This is a genomic window from Pseudoalteromonas sp. P1-8 (assembly GCF_001399985.1).
Classification (GTDB): domain Bacteria; phylum Pseudomonadota; class Gammaproteobacteria; order Enterobacterales; family Alteromonadaceae; genus Pseudoalteromonas.
In genome coordinates this window covers 66,171-79,088 of record NZ_LJSO01000006.1, presented here as the reverse complement: position 1 = coordinate 79,088, position 12,918 = coordinate 66,171, and the positions used below count along the sequence as shown (strand labels likewise).

15 protein-coding genes are annotated in these 12,918 nt (G+C 42.4%); 8 read left to right on the top strand and 7 right to left on the bottom strand.

Annotated elements, in window-relative coordinates; all coding sequences use genetic code 11:
* Positions 1–73 precede the first annotated feature (73 nt).
* Genes AN213_RS10060 through AN213_RS10050 form a run of 3 tightly spaced genes read left to right on the top strand, consistent with a single transcriptional unit; the run spans position 74 to position 2,058 of the window.
* Positions 74–706 carry a PepSY-associated TM helix domain-containing protein gene (locus AN213_RS10060; protein WP_055198552.1) on the top strand — a complete coding sequence of 211 codons (633 nt, stop codon included), beginning with the start codon at positions 74–76 and terminating at the stop codon, positions 704–706.
* Positions 706–1,206, top strand: a complete 501-nt coding sequence (locus AN213_RS10055; RefSeq protein WP_055198551.1) for a DUF2271 domain-containing protein — start codon at positions 706–708, stop codon at positions 1,204–1,206. The genes AN213_RS10060 and AN213_RS10055 overlap by 1 nt, the downstream gene beginning before the upstream one ends.
* 9 nt (positions 1,207–1,215) lie before the next feature.
* On the top strand, positions 1,216–2,058 hold the full coding sequence (locus AN213_RS10050; RefSeq protein WP_054562971.1) for a DUF4198 domain-containing protein: 843 nt from the start codon (positions 1,216–1,218) through the stop codon (positions 2,056–2,058).
* 26 nt (positions 2,059–2,084) lie between these two features.
* Here the strand turns inward: AN213_RS10050 and AN213_RS10045 are convergent, their stop codons facing one another.
* Positions 2,085–2,621: a hypothetical protein gene (locus tag AN213_RS10045; protein WP_055198549.1), complete on the bottom strand. Its 537-nt coding sequence runs from the start codon at positions 2,619–2,621 to the stop codon at positions 2,085–2,087.
* 128 nt (positions 2,622–2,749) lie between these two features.
* On the opposite strand from AN213_RS10045, the gene AN213_RS10040 reads away from it, so the two are divergent.
* From AN213_RS10040 to AN213_RS10030, 3 genes are read left to right on the top strand one after another with little or no spacing between them, the layout of a single operon-like run.
* Complete coding sequence (locus AN213_RS10040; RefSeq protein WP_055198547.1) at positions 2,750–3,175, top strand: DoxX family protein; 426 nt, start codon at positions 2,750–2,752, stop codon at positions 3,173–3,175.
* A gap of 60 nt (positions 3,176–3,235) precedes the next feature.
* Positions 3,236–4,102, top strand: a complete 867-nt coding sequence (locus AN213_RS10035; RefSeq protein ID WP_055198545.1) for a pirin family protein — start codon at positions 3,236–3,238, stop codon at positions 4,100–4,102.
* 54 nt (positions 4,103–4,156) lie between these two features.
* Positions 4,157–5,044, top strand: a complete 888-nt coding sequence (locus tag AN213_RS10030; RefSeq protein WP_055198544.1) for a LysR family transcriptional regulator — start codon at positions 4,157–4,159, stop codon at positions 5,042–5,044.
* Here AN213_RS10030 and AN213_RS10025 read toward each other — a convergent pair.
* The 4 genes from AN213_RS10025 to AN213_RS10010 form a co-directional block, all read right to left on the bottom strand.
* Positions 5,039–5,923 carry an SMP-30/gluconolactonase/LRE family protein gene (locus AN213_RS10025; RefSeq protein ID WP_236702911.1) on the bottom strand — a complete coding sequence of 295 codons (885 nt, stop codon included), beginning with the start codon at positions 5,921–5,923 and terminating at the stop codon, positions 5,039–5,041. The genes AN213_RS10030 and AN213_RS10025 overlap by 6 nt on opposite strands.
* A gap of 27 nt (positions 5,924–5,950) precedes the next feature.
* Complete coding sequence (locus AN213_RS10020) at positions 5,951–6,658, bottom strand: sulfite exporter TauE/SafE family protein (protein ID WP_055198542.1); 708 nt, start codon at positions 6,656–6,658, stop codon at positions 5,951–5,953.
* A 128-nt stretch (positions 6,659–6,786) separates the two neighbouring features.
* Positions 6,787–7,566 (bottom strand): SDR family NAD(P)-dependent oxidoreductase, encoded by a 780-nt coding sequence (locus AN213_RS10015; RefSeq protein WP_054562977.1) that lies wholly within the window; start codon positions 7,564–7,566, stop codon positions 6,787–6,789.
* A gap of 45 nt (positions 7,567–7,611) precedes the next feature.
* Positions 7,612–8,334 (bottom strand): FadR/GntR family transcriptional regulator, encoded by a 723-nt coding sequence (locus tag AN213_RS10010; RefSeq protein ID WP_054552285.1) that lies wholly within the window; start codon positions 8,332–8,334, stop codon positions 7,612–7,614.
* A 261-nt stretch (positions 8,335–8,595) separates the two neighbouring features.
* Between AN213_RS10010 and AN213_RS10005 the strand changes: the two genes are divergently transcribed.
* On the top strand, positions 8,596–10,224 hold the full coding sequence (locus tag AN213_RS10005) for a sodium:solute symporter (protein WP_055020596.1): 1,629 nt from the start codon (positions 8,596–8,598) through the stop codon (positions 10,222–10,224).
* 43 nt (positions 10,225–10,267) lie between these two features.
* Here AN213_RS10005 and AN213_RS10000 read toward each other — a convergent pair whose 3' ends face one another.
* Complete coding sequence (locus tag AN213_RS10000) at positions 10,268–11,296, bottom strand: family 43 glycosylhydrolase (RefSeq protein ID WP_055198540.1); 1,029 nt, start codon at positions 11,294–11,296, stop codon at positions 10,268–10,270.
* Between the two features lie 133 nt (positions 11,297–11,429).
* On the opposite strand from AN213_RS10000, the gene AN213_RS09995 reads away from it, so the two are divergent.
* Positions 11,430–12,404 (top strand): arabinan endo-1,5-alpha-L-arabinosidase, encoded by a 975-nt coding sequence (locus AN213_RS09995; protein ID WP_236702910.1) that lies wholly within the window; start codon positions 11,430–11,432, stop codon positions 12,402–12,404.
* An 86-nt stretch (positions 12,405–12,490) separates the two neighbouring features.
* Here the strand turns inward: AN213_RS09995 and AN213_RS09990 are convergent, their stop codons facing one another.
* The gene (locus AN213_RS09990; protein WP_055198536.1) at positions 12,491–12,916 is read right to left on the bottom strand and encodes an FKBP-type peptidyl-prolyl cis-trans isomerase; all 426 of its coding nucleotides are present in this window, start codon (positions 12,914–12,916) and stop codon (positions 12,491–12,493) included.
* Positions 12,917–12,918: the final 2 nt, after the last annotated feature.

Below are 12,918 nucleotides of genomic sequence, written 5' to 3'. Positions count from 1 at the left end.
AGAACGTAAACCTGCTTGTTATCAGTAATACAAATCATTATCATATTTGTATCTTTAACGAATAAACCGCATTATGTTCTCATTTAACAAACGCAGCTTTTATAGCGTTAGCCGCGCCTTACACATATACCTTTCAACGGCCTTATTCTTTTTGCTTATTTTGTTTTGTGTCAGTGGCATCATTCTTAACCACGTTAGTTGGCTCGAAAATGATAAACATAATGGTCAGAACCAACTACTTGTTTCTGCAGAGCTATTCGAAAAAGCACAAGCAAACCTCGATACATTACCAAGCCTTTACCCTGAAATAGAGCAATACATGCAACAGCAGTTTTCACTCAACAATGTAAAAAGTATTGAGTGGGAAAAAGAAGATGCCTTGGTAATGCTCGACTACCCGCTTCCGGCTGGCTTTGCCTACGCCGAAATCGATTTTCAAACCGGTGAACTTAATATTGATTATCAAACTGGTGGCTTTATGAGTCTGATTGGTGACTTACACAAAGGCCGCCATACAGGCGAAGCATGGAGCTGGGTGATTGATATCTCAGCTGTTTTGATGATTCTGTTTGCTATAACCGGATTATTTATTCTCTTTCAAAACCGTAAAAAACGTGCCGCAGGCCTTTGGTTAACGCTGCTTGGTGTTGCCACGCCTTTGGTTATTTATCTAGTTTGGGTGCCTCAACTTAAAGGAGTATCTTAATGAAAAAAGCCCACTTACTCGTTGCTCTACTAATTGGCTGTTTGTTCAGCCCACTGAGCTTTGCAAAAGATCCCAACCTAACCGTTGAATTTACCTTACCTGAGCTAGATGTTTCTCCATATCATCGCCCTTACGTGGCGTTATGGCTAGAAACACCTGAACGTAAACACGTTACCACTATTGCACTTTGGGTCGAAAAAGCTGAATGGTTTAAAGACTTACGTCAGTGGTGGCGAAAAGCAGGTCGTAGCAACGACAGCTTTGATGGTGTAACAGGTGCAACAAAACGCCCAGGCACTTACACCATTGAGTGGCAAGGTAAAGATTTAAAAGGTAATCCAGTTAAACCTGGTAGCTACCTACTAAATGTTGAAGTTGTACGTGAAGAAGGTGGCCGGGATTACACCCGCGTTGAAATCGACTTAACGAAAGACGGCAAAGTCACTATTAAAGGCGAAAAAGAGTTCGCGACTAGCTTTGTTACCATTACCAGTAATTAAGGACAAACAATGAAATTAAAATTATTAAAGACGGCGCTGATCGGCGCCGTGACCTTCACAGCAATTGCATCTGGCTATGCACAAGCACACGCCCGTTGGTTAATGCCATCTCACACTTCTTTATCTGGTGAGAAAACTCACTATGTGATGATCGATGCCAGTATTTCAAATGAGTTGTTTAGCCCAGATAAAGCATACCGCCCAAAACAAAAGGGCGCTGAGTATGACGACAACCTATTAATTGCCCTTGCTCCAAATGGCAAGCCGGTTGAAGAAACGATTCGCGCATACTATTTAAAACGCAAAAACTCAGCGGCAGTGAGCTTAACGCAAGACGGTACTTACCATATTGCTATGCAGCAAAAACCAATGCTAATGACTTTCTATAAAGATAAAGATGGCAATCGTGGTCGTGTGTTCGCAGGTAAAAAAGAAGCAGACCTACCAGCAGGCGCAACCGACGTGCGCACTGTAAAATCAATCGCAACTGTTGATACTTTTGTTAGCCGTAATGGTACTTCTAAGCCAACATTGCTTGGTCAAGGCTTAGAAATTTCTGGCCCTACTCACCCGAACGATCTATTTGCTGGTGAAGAAGCTAAGTTCCAATTACTAATGGATGGCAAACCAGCTGCTGACGTTGAGCTTGCTATTGTTCGTGGTAGTGCTCGCTACCGTAATGAGCGTGACGAAGTTAAAGTAACAACCGATAAAAAAGGTTTCTTTACTGTGACATTCGCTCACGCTGATATGTATTTGATTGAAGCATCTGTAAATCAAAAGCCAACAGAGGCTGATATCGATAACGTACGCTATTCATTGTTCACAACGCTTGAAGTAGCGCCTGAATAATATGCTGATTAGGCCTTAGCAAAGGCCTAATTCGACTTACGAGGAAGGCTGTAGTCAACCGTGTGATCGCAGCTACCGTCTTTCTCGCAATCATTTACCCCATCACCATCGACATCCCAGCTTGGATGCATGCCTTTTAATGTACTTTTTAATACCGAGATATCGGCAGTAAATTCACTTTGCTCATCACTGCGCGCAGCATTGCGCATGAGAAACACCCGAATCACATAATCGCCATTATCAGGAATTGTAAGCTCGGCATGATCACCTTTTGCCGGGCCAACAAACAAAGCAGTTGGGTTGCCTTTTGGTAAAATATTAAAGTAGTTGCTTGAATTTGATGGAGCAAAATCAACCTTTAAAGTAGTGCCTTTATTAAGGTTAATTTGATATTCCAGCATCTCATAACCTTTAATTGTGTCTTTAACTTGCCAGCTTTGCTGCACCGCAATATCTGAAGCTAGCAACTCATAATGACGACTATTTGGTAAATTTTGTTCGGCAAACACCAAGCTACTTGTAGCCACCGAAAAACAAAACCCTATTAATAACAACAACTTCATATTCAACCTCCTTTTAAATTCTTTTTTAAAGAATAATAAACGCTAATTTTACAATTTTTAATTCTTTTAAAGTGAACTTATAGTTACTCCATCGCAGACACACTGCTTAACTAAACAGGATACCTACTATGAAACTTTTTACTTTAATCTCAGCTCAACCACACTTACAAAATATTAGCACTTTATTGGCACGTATTGGTTTATCGGCCATCTTTTTACTAACCGGCTTTAGCAAAATAGAATTTTTTGATGCAACAGCACAGTACATGGCATCAGTAGGTTTACCAGAGTTCTTACTGCCGTTTGTGATTGCCTTTGAAGTTGTTGGCGGATTATTTATTTTACTCGGCTTTTTAACACAACTAACCGCTGTCGCTTTTGCTGGTTTCAGCCTAGTTAGTGCTTTGTTATTCCACTTTCAACTTGATGATCAAATGCAATTTTTAATGTTCTACAAAAACATTGCGATGGCAGGCGGCTTTTTAGCATTAGCCAGTGTTGGTGCAGGCAAAATAAGCCTAGATCAACTAGTGTTAAAACGTAGTCAGGCATAATATTTATCCCAGCCAATAACCTAGGTTGTTGGCTGAATTTGTTTTTAAGAGGGCGCGAATATGGCAACGTTATTAACAGCAACCAGCCATGATATTGGTGGGCTCGATGTGAAACGCATCTTGCCTCATTTTGACAAAAAAATGGTTGGCCCATTTATCTTTTTTGACCACATGGGGCCAAATCACTTTCCTCGCGGGGAAGGCATAAATGTGAGGCCTCACCCTCATATTGGCTTATCAACGCTCACTTATTTATTTACTGGCAGTATTTACCATCGCGATTCGCTAGGTAATAGCCTGCAAATAGAACCCGGCGATGTTAACTGGATGACCGCAGGTCGCGGTATAGTTCACTCAGAAAGAGAAAGCCTTGAAGTGCGGGCGAGCGAGCACGACATTAATGGTCTGCAATGCTGGGTTGCTTTACCTGAAAGTATGACCGAAATAGCACCGCATTTTGAACATATCAAAAAACAACAATTGCCTGAGAAAATCGAAAAAGGCGTGCTGATGCGACTCATTGTCGGTGATGCTTATGGCTTAAGCTCCCCTGTCAAAACCTACTCTCCGATGTTTTATGTAGATACGGTAGCAGAGCAAGGCAGCCATATTACTAAACCGTATCCTCACCATGAAACCGCTGTGTATGTTATTTATGGTGAAATTAGTGTGGGTGATACTCGCTATACCCAAGGCGACTTTGTACTACTTGATGACAGCGAACACGAAATAACGACACTGGTGCACAGCCGCTTTATTTTACTCGGTGGCAGTAAATTCAATAAAGTCCCGTATTTACACTGGAATTTTGTCGCTTACAGCAAAGAGCGCATCGAGCAAGCAAAACAAGATTGGCAAGCACAGCGTTTTGCTAAAATTCCCGGTGATGAGCTTGAGTATATTGAGTTGCCCTCACCTAAAAAGTAAACTTTTTCAGCATTTACAGGTACTATTAGGTAGTTAAGTAAGCAAAGGAACATCATGCTAAGAATTACGCTAGAACAGTGGCGCATGTTTCGTGCTGTTGTTGAATTTGGAGGCTTTAACCAAGCCTCACAAGGTATTCATAAAAGCCAATCGAGTATTCATAATGCAGTTGGCAAAATTGAATCTGCACTCGATGTAAAATTATTCAGCATTCAAGGCCGTAAAACAGTGCTCACTGAAGCCGGCGAAATGATGCTGCGCCGTGCTAATTACTTACTTGATGAAGCTGCTAAAGTTGAGGCCATTGGGCAAACCTTGGGTGAAGGTATCGAAAGTAAGTTACGCATTGCTGTTGATGCTATTTTCCCACAACAACTGCTTTATAAAGTACTTAACGACACGTCATCGCAATACCCTCAACTGCGTATTGAGCTGCATGAATCTGTGCTAATGGGGGGCAATGAGCTGCTCGAAAACGATCAGGTTGATATTGCTATTACCGGCTTTCCAATTGCAGCAAACTTTCACGAAGAGTTATGTGATATCGAGTTTATTGCCGTCGCCCACCCAGAGCACCCCTTGCATGATATAGAGCGTGAAATTACCCTCGAAGATTTAAAATCACACCGCCAAATAGTAGTTCGCGATTCAGCGAATAAGCACAAACAAGATGGTGGCTGGTTAGGTGCCGATCAGCGCTGGACCGTCACTCATATGCGCACTTCGATTGATATGATCAGTAATGGACTGGGCTTTGCGTGGTTACCAAAAGTCGCGATAGAAAAACAACTTGCGACAGGGCAAATGAAAGCACTTAATTTAACCCATAACAGCAGTCGCAGCGCTAAGTTACATTTGCTCTTTAAAGACGGTGACAAGCTGGGTCCTGCAGCACGCTCGTTTATTGGCGAGTTGCGTTATCAAGTAATGGAAAATCTATAGCTTCAAGAGTGTTTCAGCAATACCTTTAACGCCCGGCTCGAGAATAAACACGCCACCACTGTGAGGGTAATCAGCGAGTACTGAGTCTTCGAGCCCAACTGCCGCTGTTGTCACCGCCAGGTGCGCGAGCTCTTCACCAACAAATGCAACACTCGTAACACGTGGTGCGGGTAAGCGAATAAACTGTACTTGCTCACCGTTTGGAGCAAAACGATACACGCCATAACCATTCCATGCAGCAACCCACAGATGATCTTCGCTATCAACTGTCATGCCATCAGGAAAACCCATATTGTCAGTAAAGCGAATAAACTCGTGTTTATCTGCAAGCTCGCCATGCTCATTCAGAGTGAAGCGGTAGATTGTTTGTTTATCTGAGTCTGTAGAATATAGAAACTGGCCATTTTTACTTACCGCAGGCCCATTGCTAATGGTGTAGTCATGATCAACTGCTGTCGGAGCCTGGCCATGACCAAAACGGTATAACTTGCCACTATTGGTTTGCTCTTGAGAGTCCATTGAGCCAAAAAAGCCAAAGCCTTGGCGAGACGTTTTACCATCGTTTAAGCGGTTTTGTGAGGGTTCGTGATCGATTGAGTAAAGAAGTTCGCGGCTAAAGTCTTCACTATTGAGCTTATAAATGCCTTTGGCAAAGCCTGCGATTAATTCAGCTTGCTCGGTTTCCATCACCCAGCAAATCGGTTCTGGCATAGTAAACTGGCTAACTCGCATCGATTGACACTGCAAACGAAACAAACGCTGCCCTAAAATATCGACCCAAAATAAACAGTTATGTGCCTTAGCAAAATAGGCACCTTCGCCCAACTGGCATTGGCTAGAAATGATTACTTTAATGGTGTCATCGAGCATAGGCTTCATTACACAAACTGCTGAACTATTCTCATTCTATCTGTGTATGAAAATAAGTGCTAGACCAGATAAGCCAGCAACCAGCAAGATGATGCCGCGAATGGCCTTTTCATTGAGGTTGTTGTTGATCACAAACGACAAGCCCCAACCAATTAAAATAGCGGGTAAACAGAAAAAGAACAGCTTTACATCGGCCATATCGGCAGAACCTGTCAGCATTAATACAATAATGCCAAACAGGTTTATAAATACAAAAAAGGCACTCAGGTTTGCTTTAATTTTGTCTTTATCTTCAGCTTGATAGAGTAACCCCATTGGCGCGCCACCGGCTGACGTTGTGGTACCTAAAAAACCAGACGACATTGACGCGAGTAAGCTAGTAATGGTGGAGATTTTCGGTTTCATACCTATGATGGATAATGCCACCACTACCAAAATACTCACACCTAGCAAGAGTTGATACTGCTTCGCATTGACATACCACATCACCATAGCGGCAAGAATAACCCCTACGGCCCCACCAATAATGGAAATGCCTGTTTGTTTCATGTCTATCGCGCCGCGGTGTTTAATCATTAACACCGACGTTAAAAACAGCGCATTCAGAATCATTGGCCCAGGCACCAGCTCTGGCATAAGCCAGTAAAGCACAGGCACACATAGCATGCCTAGACCAAAGCCAATAACACTTTGCAGGCAAGCGCCAATAATCAGAATTAAATAAACAAGTACAAAGTCGGTCAAACTTTCTTACCACCTTCCTAAGTATGAGCTTTGTTGATTCTACAACCCATATTTTATTATTATAGTATCATTTGAATTATGTAAAAATTTTTATTGCAAGCTAGTTATCTTACGATTGTTTCGCAAAATTATGTCCAACCTGCATCCACTATCAATGATTGTGCTGTCATCATTCGGCTGTCATCAGCGGCCAAAAACAATGCCGCGTTTACCACATGGTCTGGTTGAATTGTTTCGTTAATACACTGACTTAAACGAACATCTTCAATCATTTCTGGGGTTAGCCAATGAGTGATTTGGCGCTCTGTCATCACCCAACCCGGAACCAGTGAATTCACACGAATATTGTCTTTACCATATGAAGCAGCTAATGAACGGGTTAAACCTTCAATCCCTGCTTTTGCGGTTGTATAGGCTGGCATACCTGTTTGCTTAATACGCCAGCTTACCGACCCCATATTGATAATGCTACCACCACCTAAACGCTGCATCTGTTCAACCACAGCTTGCGATGAAAAGAAACACGGGCGCAAATTAACTGCAAACTTGTCTTCCCAATATTTCACATCCATATTCTCAGCGGCATGACGGGTGTCATCAGCTGCGTTATTAATTAACACACCTATGTCACCCTGTTGCTGACGAGTTTGCTCAATGGCCGCTTTTAAGGCTTCAACATCACGAATATCGCAATGGATAAACTGCGGGTCAAACTCATATTTACCCGCTAATTTAGCGCATAACGCATCGCTTTGCTCAGTTGCAATATCAACAAAGGTGACTTTCGCGCCCTGCTCGCAGAACCGCGTTACCATTACTTCACCAATTCCCGATGCACCACCAGTAATAAACACACTCTTACCAGCAAGGCTTGGGTAAACTGTTTTTAGCTCGTTCGAATTTGGCATGATAACCTTTTGTTTTAAAGTAATTACAACGTCAAAAAGTGATACTTATTGAGCCGCTTCTTTATCAGCGATTTCTTTTTCAATAAACGCCATTGCTTCATCAATCATGTACGTCATCATGTTTTTAGCACGCTCAGGGTCACCGCTCGCAATCGCGTTATACACTTTAAAGTGCTCTTCAGCGATGGCCTTTTTATTGCCCTTAGCAGGTGTAGTATGTTGAATACTCACATGTAATGCGGTGCGAATAAAATCACGTAATTGATAGAAAAAACGGTTACCACTGGCATGTAAAATTGCTGTGTGGAAGGCAAGATCTGGCTCATGCATTACGCCTTCTGGCTCTTCTGCAGCCGCTTGCATTTTATCGAGTGCCATTTTAATTTCTGCAATGGCTGCTTGGTCGCCTTTTCTTGCTGCAAGTGCTGCTGCTTGTGGCTCAATCGCCAAGCGCACTTGTAGAAATTCTTTAAGTACGTAAAGTGATGGGCTGCTTTCCAACAACCATTTTAATACGCTTGTGTCGTATAAGTTCCAGTTCTCCGCCGACTCAACACGAATACCTTGTCGTGGACGAGAAGAAATCAGTCCTTTTGCAGCAAGCATTTTCACTGCTTCACGAACAGCTGTGCGGCTAATACCATACACTTCACAAAGTTGTGCTTCGGTTGGTAGCCCCGTTTCAGTGTTATAATCACCAACAATAATTGCTTTACCAAGCTCATTGGTAACTTGTTGTGATAGGTTTAAATTTTCTAAACGCGCCATGTGTGTTCCTCAAAAGATCTGAGTAATATGATACATCTATAAAGCTATTCCGTCATCCTGGAAATAATTGATTAAAATCAATAACAAGCAAAAAACGACCTAATACAAGTGTCTGTATTTCGAACAATACAGTCACCATTTCACCTACAGACTGTCACCTTATTTTAACAAATCTCTTTCACTTAGCTTATTTATAATATAATATTTTTATTCAACAACTAAAAAAGCAAAATTCTCTTTCAAAATTAGGTGGAACACACGATGGTCGAACTAAGTACCTTAGACTGGGCAGTGCTAGCAGGATTCTTCGTCCTGTTACTAGGCGTTGTCGTGATGTCTATGCGACAAAAAGAAGAAGACACCGCTGATTACTTTTTAGCGGGTCGTAATGCAAGTTGGTTAGTGATTGGTGCCTCTATTTTCGCATCGAACATTGGCTCGGAACATTTAGTGGGCCTTTCAGGTTCAGGTGCACAATCGGGTATGGCACTGGCTCACTGGGAGATGCAATCGTGGATCATTCTACTGCTCGGTTGGATTTTCGTACCTTTCTATTGGAGTAGTAAAGTCTACACCATGCCTGAATTCTTAGAGCGCCGCTTTAACTCTAAATCACGTACCTTCTTATCTGTTATCTCATTGATTAGTTATGTATTAACCAAGGTTGCGGTAACGGTTTATGCTGGCGGCATCGCATTTAAAACAATCTTAGGTATTGAGAGCATTTGGGGCATCGATTTCTTCTGGATTTCAGCTATTGGCCTTGTCGTGATCACCGGTATTTATACGGTACTTGGCGGTATGAAAGCCATTATGTGGACCTCGGTGTTGCAGACCCCTGTACTCATTATTGGCTCCTTAGTCATATTAGTTGTTGGACTAGATAAAGTAGGTGGCTGGGCTGAAGTTGAGCGTATCAACGATGCTAATATGCACCTTATTCGTAGCGCTTCAGATGCTGAATTCCCTTGGCCTGGCATTGTATTTGGTTCATTCATTATTGGTTTTTGGTATTGGTGTACCGACCAATACATCGTACAACGTGTTTTATCTGCAAAAGGTATTAAAGAAGCCCGTCGCGGTACCATGTTCGCCGGTTACTTAAAATTACTTCCTGTATTTATCTTCTTAGTACCAGGCATGATTGCATACGCATTGAATGTTAAAGGTATTATTAGCTATGAAAGTGCTGACCAAGCTTTCCCAACTTTAGTTGCTGAGCTATTACCAGCCGGTGTAAAGGGGATTGTAATCGGTGGTTTAGTAGCGGCTCTTATGAGCTCTTTAGCATCATTATTTAACTCATCAGCAACCTTGTTTACCATTGATTTTTATAAAAAATTCAAACCAGAATCATCTGAGAAGCACCTTCTGAAAGTAGGCCGTATTGCCACTATCGTGATTGTTGTATTAGGCCTTCTGTGGATACCCGTCATGAGCTTAATTGCCGATGTGCTTTATGAATATCTGCAAAGTGTGCAGTCTCTTATTGCACCAGGTATTGCTGCGGTATTTTTACTAGGTTTATGTAGTAAACGCATCACTCCAACAGCGGGTTTTGTCGGCTTAGTATCAGGTTTTGTGCTTGGTATGATCCGCTTAGTGTTACTGCCATTTAAAGATGATTTAACAGGTTCATCATTTGCGTGGATCACCACAATGAACTGGTTATATTACTGTATTCTGCTATTTGTTGTGGTCGTTGCGATTATGATTGTGGTGAGTATTTTCACCAAACAAGCAGACGAAGAACAATTGAAAGGTCTTACTTTCTCAAGCCTAGATAAAGCAACTATGAAAGAAGTAGCGGCCGGCTTAGATAAGTGGGATTACATTCATACCGCGGGTATTATTGGTATTACTGCCTTTATTTACTACCGCTTCTGGTAATCGTTCGTTCCCAAAGTTGTAGGGCGCCAATTGGCGCCCTTTTTTAATCAGCGAGTTCTGGTGAAAACACTGGAAAACCGTTCTTATCCCACGTAATAATGCGTGCTCGCGCATGGCGATTTGGGTCTGTAAGCGGTGTGCCTTTCAGCTCTTTATAGTCACGACTGTGATAAATCATTAAATCGGTTACACCATCTTCAGCTTTTACAAAACTGTTGTGCCCAGGGCCAAAGCGACCTAGCTCAGCATTGGTGGTGAACACCGGCTCAGCCTTTTTATGCCAACTAGCAGGATCAAGCAAATCAGCATTCACATCTGCCCATAGCAAGCCCATCGCATATCGATGATCGGTGGCACTGGCTGAATAAGTGACAAATATTTTATCGCCGTGGGTGATGACTGCAGCACCTTCATTCACCTTGTAGCCTTGCACTTCCCAATCAAGGGTTGGCTCAGTAATCGCGATAATGGGTTCTTTAATTGATGTTGGTGAGTCCATTTCAGCTAACCATAAAGCTGAGTTATAAGTTGCAGGCTGGTTCTGCTGCGCCCAAATCATGTAACGCTTACCCTTGTGCGTAAAACTTGTGGCATCAAGCGAAAAACTATCAAGGTGACTAGTTACTTGCCCCATTTCTTGCCACTCACCTTGCATCGGATTAGCACTGTCGTTTTTAAGTGCATACATGCGAATACTGAACGGCTTTTCGATATCACCTGCGGCGAAGTAGATATACCAACTGCCATCTATCTGATGTAGCTCAGGGGCCCAAATATTGACACTCATTGGGCCTTTATCGCGCTTTTGCCAAATAACCTTCGGCTCAGCTAATTTTAAATCGTTTAAACGACAAGCTTGGCGCAGCTCAATTTCATCAAATTTCGGCGAACTACCTATAAACGTGTAACAGCCACTTTTATCATCACGAACTAACCAAGGATCAGCCCGTTTGAGTACAATGGGGTTATCAATTGGCGCTAAAGTCTTGCTACTATTAGCATCAGCAAGGGCTGACAATGACGAGGCGCTTAACGCACTAAGAAGCGTTAGCCGAGATAAATTTTTGAGCATAATGTGTCCTGTATTTCGTCTCGATTTTATTGTTAATATTGTATTACATATTATATAGTAGCTGAATGAACACAAGAGTTAAAACAACAAAAGGTATTCAAGCATGAGACCCGTAAGTAAGGTGACACACGCAATGAAGTGGCTTTCAACAGGGCTACTTTTTTCTGCCGCAGCCGTATCTGCAAAGCAAGTTGAAGTACATGATCCGGTAATGACCAAAGAAGGCGATACGTACTATGTATTTAGCACAGGCCCTGGTATTACCTATTATGAATCTAAAGATTTAACCAACTGGAAACTCACTGGCCGCGTTTTTAAAGATGAGCCAAGTTGGGCAAAGCGTATTTCACCAAGTTTTGATGGCCACTTATGGGCACCTGATGTGTATGAGAAAAATGGTAAGTTTTACCTTTATTACTCAGTCTCTGCATTCGGCAAAAACACTTCGGCAATTGGTGTAACGGTTAATGAAACACTTGACCCATCATCACCTGATTACAAGTGGATTGACTACGGCATAGTGGTTGAATCAGTGCCTGAACGTGACGATTGGAACGCTATCGACCCTGCAATAATCGAAGATGACAATGGCACACCGTGGATGAGCTTTGGTTCGTTCTGGGGTGGTCTTAAACTAGTAAAACTTGATGATGACATGGTGCGCTTAGCAAAACCTGAAAAGTGGCATCACATTGCGAGTCGCCCAAACACGGAACATGGCCCGATTGAAGCACCTTATATCTTTAAAAAGAATGGCTATTACTACCTATTTGTTTCGTTTGATAAATGCTGCCGTGGCGTAGAGAGCACTTACAACGTACGCGTAGGTCGCAGCAAAAACATCGAAGGCCCATACTTAGATCAACAAGGTCGCTCTATGGTTGATGGCGGTGGCAGTTTAGTTATTGAAGGTAATAAAGACTGGGCAGCTCTTGGTCATAACGCTGCGTACACCTTTGATGGCAAAGACTATTTAGTATTACACGCCTACGAAACAGCCGATAACGGCGTGCAAAAACTACGTATTTTACCTATGAGTTGGAAAAACGGTTGGCCGGTTGTTAACCCTGCCGACCTAAATAAGCTTAAAACCAAACTTAAAAAGTAATTATTCAACACACAAAAAAACCTGCAAAAAATTGCAGGTTTTTTATTTGCTTTAATGACCTAGTTTGAGGTTGAAAGTAGGTGTTATTAACTAAAATCAACCAAGGTAATATCAACGAGCATGGGGCTTTGGCAGCCTTGCTGATGCTTTTCTTCAATAAATGCGCTGTACACATCACGTGCAAGATGCGCAGGTATTAGCACCTCAAAGCGGCTGCCTTTATTCATTAATTGCAATGCTTCTTGCAAGCCCACTATCGCCTCTGCAATTTCGTACTCTACAGCAGCACCTTGCTTTCGAGTATCAAACAACACCCGACCATTTGTAAGGGTAACGCGTTGATGCACAGTCACAGTGGCATCCCAACTAGGTTTATCCCCCTGACCTTGCTCAATCACTCTATAACCGAGCCCTGTCGGTGTTCGGTAAAAACTGTGTTGCTCAGCGCTGTTATCTAAAAGCGACGGTAAAACATGCTCTTTAGCCGTCGCAAATACATTGTTGCTTAACATAG